Origin of the sequence: Streptomyces sp. A0642 (genome assembly GCF_004795105.1) — a bacterium.
In the GTDB taxonomy this organism is placed as follows: Bacteria; Actinomycetota; Actinomycetes; order Streptomycetales; family Streptomycetaceae; genus Streptomyces.
The window spans coordinates 81,348-100,589 of the sequence record NZ_SSBL01000023.1 but is presented as its reverse complement, the minus strand read 5'-3'; the positions used below and the strand labels follow the sequence as shown (position 1 = coordinate 100,589).

Below are 19,242 nucleotides of genomic sequence, written 5' to 3'. Positions count from 1 at the left end.
ACGCGGCCTGAGGGCCGGTCAGCCGAGGGCGAGCCAGGCGACGGCGCCGAGCACGACGATCACGGCGACGATGCCGACGATGAGCCCGGTCCTCGGTCCGGAGGACACGGCGGCGGGCTGCTGCCGGCGCTGCGGCTCGCCCTCGTCGACGAAGGCGCGGAACATCTGGGTGTTGCCTGCCGGGTCGCTGTTGCCCTCGGGACCCTGCGGAGCGTGGGGATTGTGTGCCATGTCGCAGGACCCTAGCGAACTCGGCGCAACGGCCCAACCCCCGGGCGGTGAAGGCGCACGGCCATAACCGGGGAACCGGTGAAGGAGAAGGACGGAGAAGTAAGGAGGAGTACGGAAGACGTCCGGCCGAACGCAGGCCGCACGGACCACCCCCGGCAACCGGCAGCGCCGGCCCCGAACCAGCCGCACGGGCCACCCCGGACACGGACACCCGGCGACGTCGACCCGCCCCGGCCGCACGGGCACCCGGACCCCCGGACACCCGACGGGGCCGAGCCCCACCGCACGGGCCACCCCGGACACGGACACCCGGCGACGTCGACCCGCACCGGCACCCGGACCCCCGGACCCCCGGCGACGTCGACCCCACCCCACCCCACGGGCCACCCCGGACCCCCGGCAGCGTCGACCCCACCCCGCCGCACGGACACCCCAAGCAGCCGGCGGCGACGGCCCCGACCCGGCCGTCGAAGCGCCCCCCGCTCCTCCCCCGAGGTGGCGCACGCCACATCCGGCGCACGCGCACCGCACACGCTGGGTGTTTGACCCGCGCCCTACACAGCCTTTTGCCTTCCTTTACTTCTGCAAGCCCCTCTTCGTTTGCCTGCAGCAACCAACAGCTTCTATGGTTGCCCTAAGCAACAAGATGACCGGCGAGATGTCTGGGGGTCCCGTGGCCGCGCGGAGTCAGTACGAAGAACTGGCCCGGCAGCTCAGCGCAGTCGGCGCCGTCAAACGGGGCCTGGCCCGCATCCTCCCCGCCGAATGCCCCGCCGGCTCGGCGGCCGTACTGGCTCTGCTGAGTCAGCACGGCGAGATACGGATCAGCAGACTGGCCGAGCTCCTCGCCGTCGACATGTCGGTGACCAGCCGGCACGTCGCCCATGTGGCGGAACGCGGCTGGATCGAGCGGTCCCCCGACCCGGCGGACAAGCGCTCCCGCATCCTGCGGCTGACGCCCGCGGGCGAGGGAGTGCTCGGTGAGCTGAACTGCCGGACGACCGAGATGTTCGCCCACAACCTTCAGGACTGGTCCGACGACGAGGTCGGACAGCTCAACACGTTGCTGGCCCGGCTGCGCGACAGCTTCTCCTGTCGCGGCGCCGGCGGGTGTGCCCCGGGGAAGCACAGCGGCGACTGCCGCCCCCGGCCCACCGACAGCCACGACGGCTCGTACACCCGTACACCCGTGTAACAGAAGCAAAGACAAGGATTTAAATGGCTACGACCACACCAACCGGTGTGCGGGGCGGCCACGCCAAGCACGGGGGGAACGACCCCTCCAACGGCGTGCCGATGACACACCGGCAGATCATGGAAGCGCTCACCGGGCTGCTGCTCGGCATGTTCGTCGCGATTCTGTCGTCCACCGTCGTCACCAACGCCCTGCCGGAGATCATCTCCGACCTCGGCGGCGGCCAGAGCGCCTACACCTGGGTCGTCACGGCCTCGCTGCTGGCCATGACCGCGACCACCCCGCTGTGGGGCAAGCTCTCCGACCTGTTCAGCAAGAAGCTGCTGGTCCAGATAGCCCTCGTCATCTACGTCGCCGGATCGGTCGTCGCCGGTCTCTCGACCAGCAGCGGCATGCTGATCGTCTGCCGTGTGGTGCAGGGCATCGGCGTCGGCGGTCTCTCCGCCCTCGCCCAGATCGTGATGGCCGCGATGATCGCCCCGCGCGAGCGCGGCCGCTACAGCGGCTACCTCGGCGCGGTCTTCGCCATCGCCACCGTCGGCGGCCCGCTGCTCGGCGGTGTCATCACCGACACCAGCTGGATGGGCTGGCGCTGGTGCTTCTACGTGGGTGTGCCGTTCGCGGCCATCGCTCTCGTCGTGCTCCAGAAGACCCTGAAGCTCCCGGTCGTCAAGCGCGAGGTCAAGGTCGACTGGACCGGCGCCTTCTTCATCAGCGCCGCCGTCTCGCTGCTGCTCCTCTGGGTCACCTTCGCGGGCGACAAGTACGACTGGATGTCCTGGCAGACCGGCGCGATGCTCGCGGGCTCCGTGGTCCTGGGGCTGCTCTTCGTCTTCACCGAGTCCCGGGCCAGTGAGCCGATCATCCCGCTGCGGCTCTTCCGCAACCGGACGATCACCCTGGCCTCGCTCGCCTCGCTCTTCGTCGGCGTCGCGATGTTCGCGGGCACCGTCTTCTTCAGCCAGTACTTCCAGCTGGCGCGCGGCAAGTCGCCGACGATGTCCGGTGTGATGACGATCCCGATGATCGCGGGTCTGTTCCTGTCCTCGACCGTGTCGGGCCAGGTCATCACCAAGACGGGCCGCTGGAAGGCCTGGCTGGTCAGCGGCGGCTTCCTGATCACGGCCGGCCTCGGCCTGCTCGGCACCATCCGGTACGACACCGAGTACTGGCACATCGCGATCTTCATGTTCGTGATGGGTCTCGGCATCGGCATGATGATGCAGAACCTGGTGCTCGCCACGCAGAACCAGGTCGACCCGGCGGACCTCGGTTCGGCCAGCTCCGTCGTCACGTTCTTCCGTTCGCTCGGTGGCGCCATCGGCGTCTCCGCGCTGGGCGCCGTGATGGCGAACCGGGTCACGCACTACGTGAAGGACGGTCTCGCGGACCTCGGCCCTCAGGGCGCGGCCCTGGGCCACGGCGGCACCGGCGGCGGGGGCATCCCCGACCTGGACGCGCTGCCCGCGCCGTTCCGCACGGTCGTGGAGGCCGCCTACGGGCACGGCGTCGGTGACGTCTTCCTGTACGCCGCTCCGGCCGCGCTGGTCGCCTTCCTGATCACGATCTTCATCAAGGAAGTCGCGCTGAGGACGAACGCGGCCAACGACGCCCCGGCTCCGGCCGAGACCGTGGAGCTCGCCAAGGCTCCGTCCGGTACGACCGGGCAGGTCTCCGAGGCAGCCGCCGGCGTCAACGCCGTGGCCACCCAGGAGGACGCGCCGGCAGCCCCGCCGGCGGCCGTGCAGGGCACCGCGGTCCGCGGTGTGGTGCGCGGCGCCGAGGGCGCGCCCGTCGACCGGGCGGCCGTCACGCTGATCTCGCTGGGCGGCCGGCAGCTGGGCATCTCCGCCGCGCAGGCCGACGGCAGCTACGGTCTCGACGCCCCGGGCGCCGGTTCGTACGTGCTGATCGCGTCCGCCGACGGCTTCCAGCCGCAGGCCTCGACCGTCGTCGTCGGCGACGAGCCGCTCACGTACGACATCCTGCTCGCCGGTACGAGCGGCCTGGCCGGGACCGTGCGGGCCGCCGAGGGCGGTACGCCGGTCGAGGGCGCCATGGTCATCGTGACCGATGTGCGCGGCGACGTGCTGGCCACCGGCAAGTCGGGCGACGCGGGCGAGTTCACCTTCGGTGAGCTGGTCCCCGGAGCGGTGACCGTCGCGGTCAACGCGGTCGGCTTCCGTCCGCTGGCGCTGCCGGTGGAGATCGGCGGCCAGGGTGTCACCCGGGTCGACGTCGCGCTCCAGTCCGGTGCGCTGGTGCAGGGCGTCGTGCGCGCCGGTTCCGGTCGGCGGCCGCTGCCCGACGCGCGGGTCACGCTCGTCGACGCGGCCGGCAACGTGGTCGCCACCTCGACGACCGGGGACGACGGGGCGTACGCCTTCGCCGACCTGGACGCGGGCGAGTACTCGGTCATCGCGACCGGCTACCCGCCGGTGGCCGGCTCCCTGACCGTGGCCGGTCGCGGGGTCGACGGCCACGACATCGAGCTCGCCCACCCGGGCGAGTGACCCGTCCGGGGACACTCCCGGACACGTAGGACCCCTGGCGGGACGGCACTTCGAGCGGAGAGGCTGTCCGGGCCGGCGGAAAATGGGCCCCGGCGGTGGGGACGGCAGGCAGGGGACGGCCTGCCGTCCCCGCCCCGGGGCCCGACTCATTGAGTGACCCGTTCCGGGAGCGGGCGGGCCATTGAGCAAGGACGCAAGGAGAGAAAACGGGATGGGACTTCGCGCACAGGTACGCACGCGGGACGGCTGGGCCGTCCAGCACGCGGTCGTGACGGTCACCGACATGACCGGTACGCAGGTGCTGCGGGCCGCCGCCGACGAGGACGGGGCGGTGCGCACCGACGGGCTGCTGTCCGCCGGGGCGTACACCGTGATCGTGACGGCGGTCGGGTACGCCCCCGCCGCCTCCACCGCCCTCGTCACGGCGAGCGGCCGGGTCGAGGCCGGCACGGTGGTGCTGGCGCGCCAGGGCGGCGTGGAGCTGCCGCCGCCGGGCGCCTGGTCGCTGGATCCGGCGCACTCCTCGGTGGGCGCGGTCGCCCAGCACCTCGGGATCTCCAGCGTGCACGGCCGGTTCACCGATTTCGGCGGCCGGATCGAGATCGCCGAGGACGTCGCGCACTCCCGCGTGGACGCGGTCATCGACGCGGCGAGCATCGACACCGGCAACGGCATGCGGGACAAGCACCTGCGGTCCCCGGACTTCCTCGACACGGACCGCTTCCCGGACATCACCTACCGCTCCAGCGGTCTGACCCCGGCCGGCCCCGACCGCTGGACCGTGCACGGCGCACTGTCGCTGCACGGCGTGGAGCGCCCGGTCGACCTGGACCTCAGCTACCTCGGCACCGGCCCCGATCCGTGGGGCGGCGTCCGCGCGGCGTTCCGCGCCACGGCCGAGCTGCGCCGCGACGACTTCGCGATGAACTACAACCAGGTCGTCCAGGCGGGCATCTCGGCGATCGGCACGACGCTGCGGGTGGAGCTCGACATCCAGGCCGTGCAGGGCGATTCCCTGCCGGCCGTCTGACCGGCGGTCGTAGGGTCGGGTCCATGGCATCGAACATCGCGACCAACACCGCCGTGGGACTCGACGACCTGCTGGTGTTCGTACGGCCCCGGCACCGGGCGATCCTGCTGACCACCCGGTCCGACGGCCGCCCCCAGGGCTCCCCGCTCACCTGCGGCGTCGACGACGCGGGCCGGATCGTCGTCTCGACGTACCCGGAGCGGGCCAAGACCCGCAACGCGAAGCGGGACGAGCGGGTGAGCGTGATCGTCCTGTCCGACGAGTGGAACGGGCCCTGGGTGCAGATCGACGGCTCGGCCGAGGTGATCGACTCCCCGGATTCGGTCGAGCCGCTCGTGGAGTACTTCCGGAACATCTCGGGGGAACACCCCGACTGGGACGAGTACCGGGCGGCGATGGTGAAGCAGGGCAAGTCGATCATCCGGATCACCCCCGAGCGGTGGGGGCCGATCGCCACGGGCGGCTTCCCGGCGCACCTGGCCTCGGACGGCTGACCGGGTGGCTGTCTCCGCGCCGCCGCCCGGACTGCTCGCGCACACCCGCCTGCTGGCCGGCCCCGAGGTCGGCCCCGAAGCGGCCGAGGCCCTGGGGCGGGCGGCCGGGCGGCCCGTGGAGCGCGACGGCTCCGCCGACGGCGGTCCCTATGTGTACGTGGGGGCCGCACTGCCCGACGCGCTGCGTGGGGACGGCCTGGTGTGGTTCCACAGCGTGAACGCCGGTACCGACGCTCTGCTGGGCGCCGGACCGTGGCCCGCCGACGCGCTGCTGACCCGGACGGTGGGCCGGATGGGCGAGCGGATCGCGCAGTACGTGCTGGCCTGGGTGCTGGCCGAGTGCCAGTCGGTCCCGGAGTTCGCCGCGCAGCACGCCCGTGGCGCTTGGCGCCGCATCCCTTCGGAGCTCGCGGCCGGGCAGACGGCGGTGGTGCACGGCACCGGACGGATCGGCTCGGCCGTCGCCGGGCTGCTGCGGGCCTGCGGCATCCGGACGGTGGGCGTGGTCCGCACCCCGCGCGAGGCGCCGCCGGGCTTCGACGCGGTCGCCGTGGCGGACGAACCGGTGTCCGCCCGCTGGGTGATCGCCGCGCTGCCCCTGACGGACGCGACGGCCGGTTACTTCGGGGCGGACCGGTTCGCGTCCATGGGCGGGGCCACCTTCGTCAACGTGGGCCGGGGGGCGACCGTGGACCTGGCGGCGCTGGAGGCGGCGCTGCACGCGGGATCGGTGGGGCGGGCGGTGCTCGACGTGCTGCCCGAGGAGCCCGCCGCGCCCGGGGACCCCTGCTGGCGGCTTCCCCGTACGGTGATCACCTCGCACTCCGCCGGCATCACGGCGGACGAGGACGTCGTCACGGACTTCACCGCCTGCCTGGCGGAACTGTCGGCGGGACGCCTTCCGGCGCTCGCCGTGGACACGGAGCGCGGCTACTGACGGGGGCGGGTACGGTCCTCGTCCGCCTCCGGTGACCGCTCCCGCTCGCGCATCGCGTCGATCCCCGCGATCAGCAGGTCGAGCGCGAACGCGAAGTCGCGGTCCTGCATCTCCTGGACGGTGTCGGCGCCGCGGGCCGCGATGAGTTCCTGCGAGTTCTCCACGATCGGGCCGAACTGCGGCTGTCCCTGGATGGCCGACATCGCCTGCTGGAAGTACTCGTCCTGGCTGAGCCCCGCCTCGGCGCTGCGCTGGGCGAACTGGCCCTCGACGGTGCTGAATCCGTAGACGAACTGGAAGACCGCCGAGAGCGCGCCGGTCTGCCGTCCCAGGGGGAGGCCGGTCGCACGGATCACGTCCTGGAGCGCGTACGCCATGAGCATCGCGTGCGGACCCATGTTGAGGAACTTGCCGATGAGCGGCGAGACCCAGAGGTGCCGGACGAGCAGCTGCCGGTAGGCGGTCGCCAGCGCCCGCAGCCGGGTCTCCCACGGGCCCTCGTCCGAGGGCGGGTCGATCTCGCTGAAGACCGCGTCGAGGGCCAGTTCCAGCAGGTCGTCCTTGGTGTCGACGTACCAGTACAGGGACATCGCCGTGACCTTCAGTTCGGCGGCGAGCCGGCGCATGGAGAACTTGGCGAGGCCCTCGGCGTCCAGCAGCCGGACCGTCGCCGCGGTGATCCTGTCGCGGTCGAGACCTGCGGGCTGGTCCGATTTCCGGGCGCGCGACGGTGGCCGGTGGTTCAGCCACACGCTGGTCCGGGCAGGGTCCTTCGCGCGGTCGGCCGCGGACACCATGGCGCACTCCCTCGTCTCGCCGGCGGGCCCACCGGATGCGTACCGCCTGCCCACAAGCGGAGCAGAACAGTCCGGTAGGCCCCGCCTGATGCTATGCCGCCGCCGCGGCCGGTTGAGCCCGGTCCGATTCTCCCCGCTCGGCCCGGCGCAGCAGCACCGCGGCCAGCAGACCGCCGGCCAGGACGGCCACGGCCCCGGCCAGCATGCTGGTCTCCAGGCCCGAGGAGAAGGCGTCCGTGATCCGCTGCCGCTCGTCCTCCCCGCTCGCGGCGGCCAGGGCGGCGGGCAGCGAGGCGGCGCCGACGGCCGACGGGACGAGCGCCGCGAACCGGGAGTTCAGGACCGCGCCGAGGACCGCGACACCGAGGCCGTTGCCGCATTCGGCGAGGGTGCCGTTGACGCCGGCGCCGACGCCGGCCTTCTCGGGCGGGATGGCGCTCATGATCGCGTTGGCCATGGCGGGCATGGCGAGCGCGATGCCCGCGCCCATCACGACGAGGCCGAGGAGTGTCCCGCCGTAGCCGTCCCCGCCCAGCAGCGCGACCGCGGCCAGTCCCGCGGCGAGCAGCCCCATCCCGCAGGCGATGGTGACGGGCGTGCCGAGCCTGGGCACCAGCCGGGCACCCAGCCCGGTGAGGTTGAGCGCGACGACGCTCAGCGCCAGCGGTGCCGTGCGCAGGCCGGCCTCCAGCGGGCCGTAACCGAGCACGAACTGGAGCTGCTGGGTGAGCAGGAAGAGCGAGCCGCCCATCCCGAACGCGACGAGGATCGCGCCCGCGACGGCGCCGATGAACCGCTGGTTGCGGAAGAAGTGCATGTCCAGCATCGGGTAGGGGATGTGCAGCTCCCACAGCACGAAGCCGGTGAGGACGGCCACGCCGACGAAGGCGGTGAGCAGCACCCGGCCCGACGTCCAGCCGTGTCCCGGTCCGGAGATGATCGCGTACACGACCGCGGCCATCCCGACGGTGGAGAGCAGCGCGCCGAGCAGGTCGGGGCGCTCGCCGCTCGGGTTCTTCGACTCGGGGACCAGCCGCGCGACGGCGACCAGGCCGATCACCGCCACGGGGATGTTGATCAGGAAGATCGCGCCCCACCAGAAGTGGTCCAGCATGACCCCGCCGATCAGCGGGCCGACGGCGAAGCCGAGCGAGCTGACGGTCGACCAGATGCCGATGGCCTTCACCCGCTCGGTGGCGTCGAAGATCTGGACGACGACGGCCAGGGTCGTGGTCATCAGCAGCGCTCCGCCGATGCCCATGCCGGCGCGGGCGGCGATCAGTTGCGCGGACGACTGGGCGAGCCCGGCGACCAGCGAGCCGATCCCGAACAGGGCGAGCCCGGCGATCAGCATCTTCTTGCGCCCGTAGCGGTCGGCCGAGCTGCCGGCGGTCAGCAGCAGTCCCGACTGGACGAGCGAGTAGGCGTTGATCATCCACTGCACGTCGGCGGTGGAGGCGTCCAGTTCCCGGGTGAGGGAGGGGATCGCGACGTTGAGGACGGTGTTGTCGAGCAGCACGGTGAGCTGGGCGAGGCAGATGACGCCGAGGATCAGCCAGCGTTGCGGATGGCTCGGCGCCGAGAGGTGGTTCGGCTCGGCCGAGGTTGCTGTCATACGGACTCCCAGACGGTTCGGACAGGGTCTTATACGGTGTACAGGGCAAGCGCTGTACACCGTATAGCTGTGCCGGGTACGCCTACAACCGGCTTTTGCGCGGTAGGTTTCCGGTCGCTGATCCGACAAGGACTGGAGTGGTATGTCACTGCGTCGTCGTACGGTGGAAGTCCTGCTGGTCACCGGCCTGTTGGGGGCGGCCCTCGCGCCTCCCGCGGCGGCCGCGGGGCACGGTCGGGGGCAGTCGGTCCCGCTGCGTGTCGTCACGTACAACATCCATGCGGGGGCCGGCATGGACAACGTCTTCGATCTCGACCGGCAGGCGGCCGAGCTCCGCTCGCTGGACGCGGATGTGATCGGGCTCCAGGAGGTCGACGTCCACTGGGGCGACCGCAGCCAGGGCCGCGATCTGGCGGCCGAACTGGCTCAGCGGCTGGGCATGCAGGTGTCGTTCGCACCGATCTACAGCCTCGACCCGGCGGCCCCGGGCGCCCCGCGACGCGAGTTCGGCGTGGCGGTGCTCTCCCGGTACCGGATCGTGAGCGCGGAGAACCACGACATCACCCGGCTCTCCACCCAGGACCCGAACCCGGTCCCGGCTCCCGCGCCCGGCTTCGGCGAAGTGGTGCTCCGGGTGAAGGGAGTTCCGGTGCACGTGTACGCGACGCACCTCGACTACCGAGGTGACCCGTCGGTCCGGACCGCCCAGGTGGCCGACACCCGCCGGATCATGGCGCAGGACCAGGAGTCGGAGCGGCGGCCCGTGCACCAGATCCTGCTCGGCGACTTCAACGCGGCGCCCGCCGCGCCGGAGCTGGCCCCGCTGTGGGAGACCCTCGACGACGCCGAGCCGGGCGGTCCGACCTACCCGGCGCTGAACCCGGTGAAGCGGATCGACTACGTGGCGGTCTCGAAGAACACCGTGCGGGTACGCGACGCGGCGGTGGCCGGGACACTCGCCTCGGACCACCGCCCTGTCGTCGCGGACCTGCTGCTGAGGCGCTGAGCCCCGGCGGCTGTCGGCCGCTCCTCGTACGTCAGCCGCTCCCCGTGCGTCAGCGGGTGCCCGGTCGGCAGCCGTGACCCGGTCCGCGGCCGTTCTTCCGTGGTCAGCCGGTCTTCGGCCGGGTCAGGTCGTAGAAGGTGGCGCTGCCGGCCGTGACCTCCTTGAAGTTCTCCTCCACCCACAAGGAGATCTGCGACGAGCTTCCGCTGCCGCCCATGCCGCCGCCCTGGCCGCCGGAGACGAAGTAGTGGATCCGGCCGTCCTCGACGTACTTCCTGAACTGGGAGAGCGTCGGGGACGGGTCGCTTCCGTTGAAGCCGCCGATCGCCATCACCGGCTCACCGGTGGCGAGTTGGTAACTGGCGGCGTTCTGCGAGCCGATGGCCGCCGCGGCCCAGGTGTAGTCGTCGGCGTCCGTCTCCAGGAGCTTCTTCGCCCCGGCGCCGACCGACGCGCCGTTGAGCAGTCCGCCCATGCCGCCGCCTCCGCCGGTGCGCTCGCCCGTGCCGGGCATGGCGCCGGGCTGCTGCCCCGTCCGCGTGGTGCCGGCTCCGCCGCCCTGCGTCTGTCCCCCGCCTCCCACCTGGCCGGGCGGGGTCCCGGTCGGCGGCTGCCCCATGCCGCCGGCCGGCTGGGCACCCTGCCGGTTGCCCTGCCCGGGAGGCCGCACACCGCCCCCGCCACCGGGGCCTCGGCCGCCGGGTCCGCCCATTCCTCCGGAGGACGGCCCCGCCGTGACGATCGACCCCTGGTGCCCGGTGTTCAGCGTGCTCACGGTGTACGAAACCGGCCCCGCCAGCGACGCGGCAAAGCCCAGACCGACGGCGGCGAGCGCCAGTCGGCGCCCCAGCCGGGACACGAGCAGCAGACCGAGCGCGGCGGCGATCCCGGCGACGAGCACCGTCGGCCGCAGCCACGGCCGGTAGTCCGGGGTCCGCCCCAGCAGCACGTACGACCAGTAAGCCGTCGCGCCCACCGTGACCGCGAGCGCGGCACCCGCCCACCAGCGGGCCCGCTCCTCCCAGAGCACCGTGGCGCCCATGCCGGTCAGCGCCGCGACGTAGGGGGCCAGGGCCACCGTGTAGTACTGGTGGAAGATGCCGGCCATGAAGCTGAACACGGCCGCGGTCATCAGCAGCGAGCCGCCCCAGGCCAGGAAGGCCGCCCGGGCCGTGTCCGTCCTCTTCGTCCTCCAGGTCAGCCAGACGCCCGCGGCCAGCAGGATCAGCGCGGCGGGCAGCAGCCAGGAGATCTGGCCGCCGATCTCGGAGTTGAACATCCGGCCGATGCCGGTCGCGCCCCACTGACCACCACCGCCGCCACCGCCACCACCACCGCCGACGCTGCCGGTCTCCTCGCCGTTGATGCGGCCGAGCCCGTTGTAGCCGAAGGTCAGCTCCAGGAACGAGTTGTTCTGCGAGCCGCCGATGTACGGACGCGAGGAGGCGGGCCACAGTTCGACGATCGCCACCCACCAGCCGCCGGCCACGGCCATCGCGAGCGCCGAGAGGCCCAGCTGGCCGAACCTCCTGCGGACGGGGACCGGTGCGCACACCGCGTACAGCACCGCGAGCGGCGGCAGGATCAGGAACGCCTGCAAGGTCTTCGACAGGAACGCCAGACCGACCGCGACACCCGCCCAGACCAGCCACTTCGTGCGGCCGTTCTCCATCGCGCGCAGCACGCAGCAGACGGTGACGGTCATCAGCAGCGCGAGCAGCGCGTCCGGGTTGTTGAAGCGGAACATCAGCGCGGCGACGGGCGTGAGCGCGAACACCGCCATGGTGATCAGCCCGGCGGCCGCGCTGAACCGGCGGCGTACGGAGGCGTAGAGCACCCCGGCCGTCGCCGCCCCCATCAGGACCTGCGGGGCGAGGATCGCCCAGGAGCTCAGGCCGAAGATCCGCACGGACAGCGCCATCGGCCAGAGCGTGGCCGGGGGTTTGTCGACGGTGATGGCGTTGGCGGAGTCCAGCGAGCCGAAGAAGAACGCCTTCCAGCTCCGGCTGCCGGCCTGCACGGCGGCGGAGTAGAAGGAGTTGGCGTAGCCGGAGGCGCTGAGGTTCCACAGGTACGCCAGGGTGATGACCAGCAGCGTGGCGAGGAAGACCGGGCGCACCCAGCGGGGGTCCTCGGGCCTGCCGCGCCACACGCGGTGCGCCAGGGAGGGGCCGGTGCGTGCGTGGCCCGCCGCGCTCTGGGGCGGGGCCGGGAGGTGGTCGAGCGTGGTCATCGGACGTTCCTCGGTTCGTGGTGGGTGTCGTCGGCCGGGCTGTTTGCCGCAGCGGCGGGGCGGGGTGCCGGGCCGTCCGCCCGGTGGGGCGCGTCACCGCCCCGGTCGCGGTCCGGGAAGACCCAGGCGCGGAAGAGCAGGAACCGCAGCACCGTCGCCGCGAGGTTGGCCGCGATCAGCACGGCGAGTTCGGTGCCGTGCGACGGCGACCCCGACGCCGCGCCGAGGGCGGCGAGCGAACCGCTGGTCAGCGCGAGGCCGATGGCGAAGACGACGAGGCCCTGCGCCTGGTGGCGTACGGCCCCGCCCCGGCCGCGCACCCCGAAGGTGAGCCTCCGGTTGGCTGCCGTGTTGGCGACGGCCGACACCAGCAGCGCGCCGCCGTTGGCGCTCTGCGGGCCGGCGCCCTGCCGGAAGAGGGAGTACAGGATGAGGTAGCAGAGCGTCGAGAGGGCTCCCACGACGCAGAAGCCGACCAGCTGCCGGGCCAGCCCGCGCGGCACCCCGCCGATCCCGCGGTCGCGCGGGTCGTCGCCGAAGGGCCGCGCGAGACGGTCCAGCGGCAGCGCCCCGACGGCCAGGGCGCGCCCCACCCGCCACACGCCCTTCAGGTCCTCGGTGGCGGTCCGCACGAGGTGGACCGTCGTGTCGGGGTCGTCGACCCAGTCGACCGGCACCTCGTGGATGCGCAGCCCGGCCCGCTCGGCGAGCACCAGCATCTCGGTGTCGAAGAACCAGCCGGTGTCCTCGACCATCGGCAGCAGCCGCTGCGCGACCTCCCGCCGGATCGCCTTGAATCCGCACTGGGCGTCGCTGAACCGGGCGGCCAGCGACGAACGCAGGATGATGTTGTAGGCCCGCGAGATGAACTCCCGCTTCGTCCCCCGCACCACCCGCGAACTGCGCGCCAGTCGCGAGCCGATGGCCAGGTCCGAATGACCGGAGATCAGCGGCGCGACCAGCGGGAGCAGCGCGTTGAGGTCGGTGGACAGGTCCACGTCCATGTAGGCGAGGACCGGGGCGTCGGAGTGCGACCAAACGGTGCGCAGCGCCCTCCCGCGTCCCTTCTCCTCCAGCCGGTGGGCGCGCACCCGGGGCAGCGAGCGGGCGAGCCGCTGCGCCACCTCGGGCGTCCGGTCGGTGCTCGCGTTGTCCGCGACGGTGATCCGGAAGGCGTAGGGGAAGGTGCGCGTCAGATGCTCGTGCAGCCGCAGCACGCACGGCTCCAGGTCCTTCTCCTCGTTGTAGACGGGGACCACCACATCGAGTACGGGGGCGCCTGCCGCGTCGTCCGCGCCGGCCAGGAGGTGGTCCCGGGCCGGCAAGGTGCTCCAGGGGGTGTCGGTTCGCATGGGACCGACACTCGCCAACCGCGCTGTCACGCCCGTGTGGTGAGCCTGTGGTCCGGCTGTGAGTACGGACCGGCCGCCACCCGGGGGACGCCGTCCGCGGGCAGGTGGACGGCGAACACCGTGTCACCCGGCGCCGAACGCACCTCGGCGGTCCCGCCGTGCGCGGTGACGACGGCCCGCACGATGGCGAGCCCGAGCCCCGTCGACCCGGCGTGCCGGGAGCGCGAGGCGTCCCCGCGCGCGAACCGCTCGAAGACGTGCGGCAGCAGCTCCGGGGAGATGCCCGGTCCGTCGTCCCGGACCTCCAGGGTCACCCAGGGGTTCCCGGCCTCCGCGAGCACCCTGGCCGTGACCGTGGTCCCGGGCGGGGTGTGCGTACGGGCGTTGGCGAGCAGGTTGACCAGGACCTGCTGGATCCTGGTCGGGTCGGCGCGTACGGTCGCGGGCGTCTTTGGAAGCTCCAGCCGCCAGTGATGAGCGGGACCGGATCCGTCCCCGGCGGCGGCGCGCCCCGTGACACGGGCGTCGCTCACCGCGTCGACGACGAGCGGGAGGAGATCCGTGCTCTCGTAACTGAGCGGCCGGCCCGCGTCCAGCCGGGCGAGCAGCAGCAGATCCTCCACCATGCCCGTCATGCGCTGCGCCTCGGACTCGATCCGCCCGAGTGCGTGCCGGGTGTCGGGACCGGTGTTCTCCCTGCCGCGCCGGGTGAGTTCGGCGTACCCGCGGATCGAGGCGAGCGGGGTGCGGAGCTCGTGGCTGGCGTCGGCGACGAACTGGCGTACCCGCATCTCGCTCTTCTGCCGCGCGTCCAGGGCCGAACCGACGTGCCCCAGCATGCGGTTGAGGGCCGCGCCCACCTGGCCGACCTCGGTGCGCGGATCCGCCTCGGCGTCCGGGACGCGCTCGAGGAGCGCCACCTCACCGCTGTGGAGCGGGAGTTCGGAGACGCGCGTGGCCGTGGCGACGACCCGGCGCAGCGGCCGCAGGGCGACGCCGACCATGGCGGCGCCCGCGATCCCGGCGGCGATCAGCCCGGCCCCGGTGACGCAGACCTCGACGAGGACGAGCGTGGTGAGGGCCCGGCTCACCTCGGTGGTGGGGATGCCGACCAGGACCGTCGTACCGTCGCTCGCGGGGGCGGTGACCCGGACCCGGTAGCCCCCCAGGCCGGGCAGCTCGACGTCGTGCGCCTCGCGGTCCGCGGGGACGTGGGCCGCCTCCAGGGCGGCCTGCTGCGCGGCGGTCAGGGGCGCGGTGTTCTCCCTCGCGTCGGGCCCGCCGTCCTTCACGAGCACCGAATCGGTGACGTCGCCGTGGTCGTAGAGCGCGCCGAACGTCTTGAGCGGCTGGCCGCCCATCCCGATGAAGCCGAGCGGTTCCCTGTCCTTGGGCCCGCCGGGAAGGGGCGCACCCGGCATCCGCTCGGCCCGGACGGCGATGTCGCGGAGCTGGCCGTCCAGCTTCCCGTACATGTAGGTGTGGAAGGCGATGGCGGTGACCGTGCCGATCACGGCCGCGACGACCGCGATCAGCGACACCGCGGAGACGACGAGCCGGGTCCGCAGCGTCCACGGTCCCCTCCGCAGCCGTGCCACGCGGCCGCTCCCCGCGCACCGGTGGTGCACGCGCCTACTCACCGGGCTTGATCAGATACCCGGCCCCTCGCCGGGTGTGGATCATCGGCGTCCGGCCGGCATCGATCTTCTTGCGCAGGTAGGAGATGTAGAGCTCGACAACGTTGGCCTGGCCCCCGAAGTCGTAGTTCCACACCCGGTCCAGGATCTGCGCCTTGCTCAGCACCCGGCGCGGATTGCGCATCAGGAAGCGCAGCAGCTCGAACTCGGTCGCGGTGAGGTGGATGTTCGCGCCGCCCCGGCTCACCTCGTGGCTGTCCTCGTCCAGCATCAGGTCGCCGACGACGAGCGTCGACTCGCTGCGTACCGCGGCCGTGCCGGACCGCCGGATCAGTCCCCGCAGCCGGGCGACGACCTCCTCCAGGGAGAACGGCTTGGTGACGTAGTCGTCGCCGCCCGCCGTGAGTCCGGCGATCCGGTCCTCCACGGAGTCCCGGGCGGTCAGGAAGAGCACGGGCACCTCGGAGAGCTCCCGGCGCAGCCGGCCGAGCACGGCGAGCCCGTCCGTGTCGGGCAGCATCACGTCGAGGATCACGGCGTCCGGCCGGAACTCCCGGGCCGTGCGCAGGGCGCCGGCCCCGTCCCCCGCGCTGCGGACCTCCCAGCCCTCGTAGCGAAGTGCCATGGAGAGGAGTTCGGCCAGCGGGGCCTCGTCGTCCACGACCAGGACCCGGACGGGGGTCCGGTCCGGCCTGAGCAGTTCGGTACGCCCCTGGGGCGAGGTCGTCGTCGTCATGGGCACAGCCTCTGAGACGCCCCTGAGAGAGTTCTTTCCCGAGTCTGTGAATTCCCTGAGAAAGGCAGCAGACTCCGGCACGCGCGCGCCGGACCCGCGGCCTCAGCAGTCGAACAGCGCCTTCGCGTTGTCGTGGCAGACCGCGCGCAGCCAGTCGTCCCCGAGCTCCAGCCGCTCCAGGGCGTGCAACTGGTGGGCGTACGGATACGGAATGTTCGGGAAGTCGGTGCCCAGCAGAATCCGGTCCCCGAGCGCGGCGAGCCGCCCGCGTGCGGCCGCCGGGAAGGGGCTGAAGCCCTCGCTGAAGTCGGTGAACGCCATCGTCGTGTCGAGCCGCACCTCCCGGTACGTCTCGGCGAGCGCCAGGAACTCCGCGTACTCCGGCATCCCCATGTGCGCCACGATCAGCCGCAGGCGGGGGTGGCGGGCCAGCAGCCTGCCGACCGGTTCCGGCCCGGTGTGCCTGCCGGGCGCCGGCCCGGACCCGCAGTGCATCACGACGGGGACGCCGGCCTCGGCGAGCAGCCCCCACACCGGTTCCAGCAGCGGATCGTTCGGGTCGTACGCCCCGACCTGGAGGTGTGACTTGAAGACCCGTGCCCCCGCCCCGAGGGCCTGCGCCACGTACTTCTCCACGCCCTCCTCCGGGAAGAAGGTCGCGGTGTGCAGACAGTCGGGCGCCCGGCCGGCGAACCCGACGGCCCACTCGTTGAGCCAGGCGGCCATGCCCGCCTTGTGCGGGTAGAGCATCGAGGTGAACCGGAGCACACCGAACGAACGCAGCAGCGCGAGCCGTTCGTCCTCGTCCTGCCGGTAGGTGATCGGCCACTCCATCCCGGTCAGCGGCCCGACCGCGTCGAAGTACGCCCAGACCTTGCGCAGCACCTGCTCCGGCATGAAATGCGTGTGCACGTCGATGAGCCCGGGAAGCCCGAGCTGCTCCCGGAACCGCACCACGTCATCGCGTTCGTCACTCATCCGGCGCGCTCCCCTCGTCCGATGACACCCCGACGATGTCAGAACAGCCCGCTCTGCACGGCCTCGCCCCCCACGATGACGGTCGGCACGCTCACCCCGGCCCCCTCGTCCGCCGCCTCCAGCGACCAGCCGGTCATCAGCCGGGTGTCCACGACGACGATCCCGTCCGCGCCCGCGTCCAGATGCAGATCCGGCCCGGCCGCCGCGACCAGCCGCCCGGCGACCGCACCCCCGTCCAGGAGCCCGGTCACCGCCCGCACCGGGCCGCCCGGCGGGTCCATCGCGGAGAGGCCGAAGATCCCCGCGTGGTCGACCGCCTCGCACGGCAGTCGCTCCAGCGCCTCGGGCCAGCCGCGCCCTTCGAGGGCCACCGCCCGCCCGTACAGCTCCGCCACCTCGGCGGCCCGCTCGGCCGGGTCCGGAAGGTCCAGCCGTACCGCCCGCTTGCGCGCGTACGGAATCCGGTCCGGCACCCCGAGGGCCGCCCGCAGCACCTCCTCGGCCCGTCGCGCGGCCATCAAGGGCCCCCGCCCCAGCCAGCTGAACACCACCGCGCCCTGCTCCCGCAGCCGGGCCGCGCCCCGCTCCTCGGCGGTGATCCCGACCTTCACCATCCCGGCCCCGAACCAGGCGAGATACACGCGGTACGTCCGGGGGTCGTCCGGAATCGTGTCGGCCGCCACCGAATGCGCCCGGTCCAGCCGCCCGCACTCCGCGCACCGCGCGCCCGTGCTCCGCTCCGGAACCGGGGCCGCCACCGGGCAGGCGTTCCCCCGCGCCCCGACGCAGGTCCGCGCCCCCGAGGCCCGGAATCCGAGCTCGGCCCCGTACGCCAGAGCGCTCCCCCGCGTCCGCGGGCCCTTGTGCCAGCCGAGCACGGGCCCGCCCCGCTCGTCGGGCCAGCGGAGGCCGGCGCACTGCCATCCCATGGGCGTACTCCCGGACTCCTGGACGTGGATACGGACGGACGAACCCGCCATGCTCCCACACATGGCCCACCCATGTGATCCGGGTCACACTGGAAGGTGGTGGATTCGATCCCAGGGTCTCAGAGGTGTTCGACCATGACCAGCATCGACGGCACTGCACTCGACAGCCTGCGCACGACCTTGCGGGGGCCGGTCCTCACGCCGGGGGACGAGGACTACGACGAGAGCCGCAGCCTCTACAACGCCATGATCGACCGCCGCCCCGCCGCCCTCGCCGGATGCGTGGACGCCGCGGACGTACGGGCCACCCTCGCGTTCGCCCAGGACCAGGGCCTCGACCTGGCCGTGCGCGGCGGCGGACACAGCGGGCCCGGCCTGTGCCTGATCGAGGACGGCCTGACCCTCGACCTCTCCCCGATGCGCTCGGTGCGCGTCGATCCCGGCGCCGGGACGGCGCAGGTCGGCGGCGGCGCCCAGCTGGGCGACCTGGACCACGCGACCCACACCTTCGGCCTCGGCGTGCCGGCCGGAATCATGTCCACCACGGGCGTGGGCGGCCTCACCCTGGGCGGCGGGCACGGCTATCTGACCCGCGCCTACGGACTCACGATCGACAGCCTGACCGCCGCGGACGTCGTCCTCGCCGACGGCACCTTCGTCACCGCGTCCGAGACCGAGCACCCCGACCTGTTCTGGGCGCTGCGCGGCGGCGGCGGCAACTTCGGCGTGGTCACCTCGTTCACGTACCGGCTGCACCCGGTGAACACGGTCGGCGTCGCGGTGACCGTCTGGCCGGTGGACCGCACGGCCGAGGTGCTGCGCTGGTACCGCGACTTCCTGCCCGCCGCACCGGACGACCTGTACGGCTTCTTCGCCCTCCTGGCCGTCCCGCCCGCGCCTCCGTTCCCGGAGGAGATCCACGGGCAGAAGATGTGCGGCGTCGTCTGGTGCTACACGGGCGACCCTGCGTCCGGCCACCTGGAGGAGACGCTCTCGGCGGTCAACGACCCGGCGCCCCCGGCCTTCCACTTCACCAGCCCCATGCCGTACCCCGCCCTCCAGACCATGTTCGACGGCCTGATCCCGAAGGGACTCCAGTGGTACTGGCGCGGCGACTTCTTCGACGCCATCTCCGACGCGGCGATCGAGGTGCACGCGAAGTACGGCCGCGAGCTCCCCACCGGCCTGTCGACGATGCACCTGTACCCGGTGGACGGAGCGGCCCACCGCGTCGCCCCCGACGCCACACCCTGGGCCTACCGGGACGCCACGTGGTCCGGTGTCATCGCGGGCATCGACCCCGACCCCGCCAACGCCGACCTGATCCGTCAGTGGTGCGTCGACTACTGGACCGAGCTGCACCCCCACTCCATGGGCGGCGCGTACGTCAACTTCCTCGGCGAGGCCGAGGCCCCGGACCGCGTCCGGTCCACGTACCGCACGACCTACGACCGTCTGGCCGCGGTCAAGCACACCTACGACCCGGACAACTTCTTCCGCGCCAACCAGAACATCCGGCCGACCGCCGCGTGACACGCCCGGGGGCGCGGGGGCCGCCG

At 72.7% G+C, this 19,242-nt stretch carries 16 protein-coding genes; 7 read left to right on the top strand and 9 right to left on the bottom strand.

What is annotated here, in order from left to right:
• Nucleotides 1-18: 18 nt before the first annotated feature.
• On the bottom strand, nucleotides 19-231 hold the full coding sequence (locus tag E6R60_RS29240) for a hypothetical protein (protein ID WP_136329691.1): 213 nt from the start codon (nucleotides 229-231) through the stop codon (nucleotides 19-21).
• A gap of 673 nt (nucleotides 232-904) precedes the next feature.
• Between E6R60_RS29240 and E6R60_RS29235 the strand changes: the two genes are divergently transcribed.
• From E6R60_RS29235 to E6R60_RS29215, 5 genes are all read left to right on the top strand, one after another.
• Nucleotides 905-1,426 carry a MarR family winged helix-turn-helix transcriptional regulator gene (locus tag E6R60_RS29235; protein ID WP_136329720.1) on the top strand — a complete coding sequence of 174 codons (522 nt, stop codon included), beginning with the start codon at nucleotides 905-907 and terminating at the stop codon, nucleotides 1,424-1,426.
• Between the two features lie 23 nt (nucleotides 1,427-1,449).
• Entirely contained in the window at nucleotides 1,450-3,939 is a 2,490-nt protein-coding gene (locus E6R60_RS29230; protein ID WP_136329690.1) for an MFS transporter, read from the top strand.
• Nucleotides 3,940-4,150: 211 nt separating this feature from the next.
• Complete coding sequence (locus E6R60_RS29225; RefSeq protein WP_136329689.1) at nucleotides 4,151-4,969, top strand: YceI family protein; 819 nt, start codon at nucleotides 4,151-4,153, stop codon at nucleotides 4,967-4,969.
• A 23-nt stretch (nucleotides 4,970-4,992) separates the two neighbouring features.
• Nucleotides 4,993-5,463 (top strand): PPOX class F420-dependent oxidoreductase, encoded by a 471-nt coding sequence (locus tag E6R60_RS29220; RefSeq protein WP_136329688.1) that lies wholly within the window; start codon nucleotides 4,993-4,995, stop codon nucleotides 5,461-5,463.
• 4 nt (nucleotides 5,464-5,467) lie between these two features.
• Nucleotides 5,468-6,400, top strand: coding sequence for an NAD(P)-dependent oxidoreductase (locus E6R60_RS29215; protein WP_136329687.1), 933 nt, complete (start codon nucleotides 5,468-5,470; stop codon nucleotides 6,398-6,400).
• Here the strand turns inward: E6R60_RS29215 and E6R60_RS29210 are convergent.
• Nucleotides 6,394-7,197: a TetR/AcrR family transcriptional regulator gene (locus tag E6R60_RS29210; RefSeq protein WP_136329686.1), complete on the bottom strand. Its 804-nt coding sequence runs from the start codon at nucleotides 7,195-7,197 to the stop codon at nucleotides 6,394-6,396. The two genes, E6R60_RS29215 and E6R60_RS29210, sit on opposite strands and share 7 nt — an antisense overlap.
• Nucleotides 7,198-7,288: 91 nt before the next feature.
• Nucleotides 7,289-8,812, bottom strand: coding sequence for an MFS transporter (locus tag E6R60_RS29205; protein WP_136329685.1), 1,524 nt, complete (start codon nucleotides 8,810-8,812; stop codon nucleotides 7,289-7,291).
• A 142-nt stretch (nucleotides 8,813-8,954) separates the two neighbouring features.
• Between E6R60_RS29205 and E6R60_RS29200 the strand changes: the two genes are divergently transcribed.
• Nucleotides 8,955-9,818 (top strand): endonuclease/exonuclease/phosphatase family protein, encoded by an 864-nt coding sequence (locus E6R60_RS29200; RefSeq protein WP_136329684.1) that lies wholly within the window; start codon nucleotides 8,955-8,957, stop codon nucleotides 9,816-9,818.
• Between the two features lie 103 nt (nucleotides 9,819-9,921).
• On the opposite strand, the gene E6R60_RS29195 is transcribed toward E6R60_RS29200, so the two are convergent.
• From E6R60_RS29195 to E6R60_RS29170, 6 genes are all read right to left on the bottom strand, one after another.
• Nucleotides 9,922-12,051: a glycosyltransferase family 39 protein gene (locus E6R60_RS29195; protein WP_136329683.1), complete on the bottom strand. Its 2,130-nt coding sequence runs from the start codon at nucleotides 12,049-12,051 to the stop codon at nucleotides 9,922-9,924.
• Entirely contained in the window at nucleotides 12,048-13,403 is a 1,356-nt protein-coding gene (locus E6R60_RS29190; protein WP_240802716.1) for a bifunctional glycosyltransferase family 2/GtrA family protein, read from the bottom strand. The genes E6R60_RS29195 and E6R60_RS29190 overlap by 4 nt, the downstream gene beginning before the upstream one ends.
• 26 nt (nucleotides 13,404-13,429) lie before the next feature.
• The gene (locus E6R60_RS29185; protein WP_240802715.1) at nucleotides 13,430-15,001 is read right to left on the bottom strand and encodes a HAMP domain-containing sensor histidine kinase; all 1,572 of its coding nucleotides are present in this window, start codon (nucleotides 14,999-15,001) and stop codon (nucleotides 13,430-13,432) included.
• Between the two features lie 34 nt (nucleotides 15,002-15,035).
• On the bottom strand, nucleotides 15,036-15,776 hold the full coding sequence (locus E6R60_RS29180; RefSeq protein ID WP_136329682.1) for a response regulator transcription factor: 741 nt from the start codon (nucleotides 15,774-15,776) through the stop codon (nucleotides 15,036-15,038).
• Between the two features lie 102 nt (nucleotides 15,777-15,878).
• On the bottom strand, nucleotides 15,879-16,754 hold the full coding sequence (locus tag E6R60_RS29175) for an amidohydrolase family protein (protein WP_136329681.1): 876 nt from the start codon (nucleotides 16,752-16,754) through the stop codon (nucleotides 15,879-15,881).
• A gap of 38 nt (nucleotides 16,755-16,792) precedes the next feature.
• Nucleotides 16,793-17,683, bottom strand: coding sequence for a DUF2797 domain-containing protein (locus E6R60_RS29170; protein ID WP_136329718.1), 891 nt, complete (start codon nucleotides 17,681-17,683; stop codon nucleotides 16,793-16,795).
• Between the two features lie 135 nt (nucleotides 17,684-17,818).
• Here E6R60_RS29170 and E6R60_RS29165 point away from each other — a divergent pair, with 135 nt between their 5' ends.
• The gene (locus E6R60_RS29165; protein ID WP_206309546.1) at nucleotides 17,819-19,216 is read left to right on the top strand and encodes an FAD-binding oxidoreductase; all 1,398 of its coding nucleotides are present in this window, start codon (nucleotides 17,819-17,821) and stop codon (nucleotides 19,214-19,216) included.
• The last annotated feature ends 26 nt before the right edge of the window (nucleotides 19,217-19,242 follow it).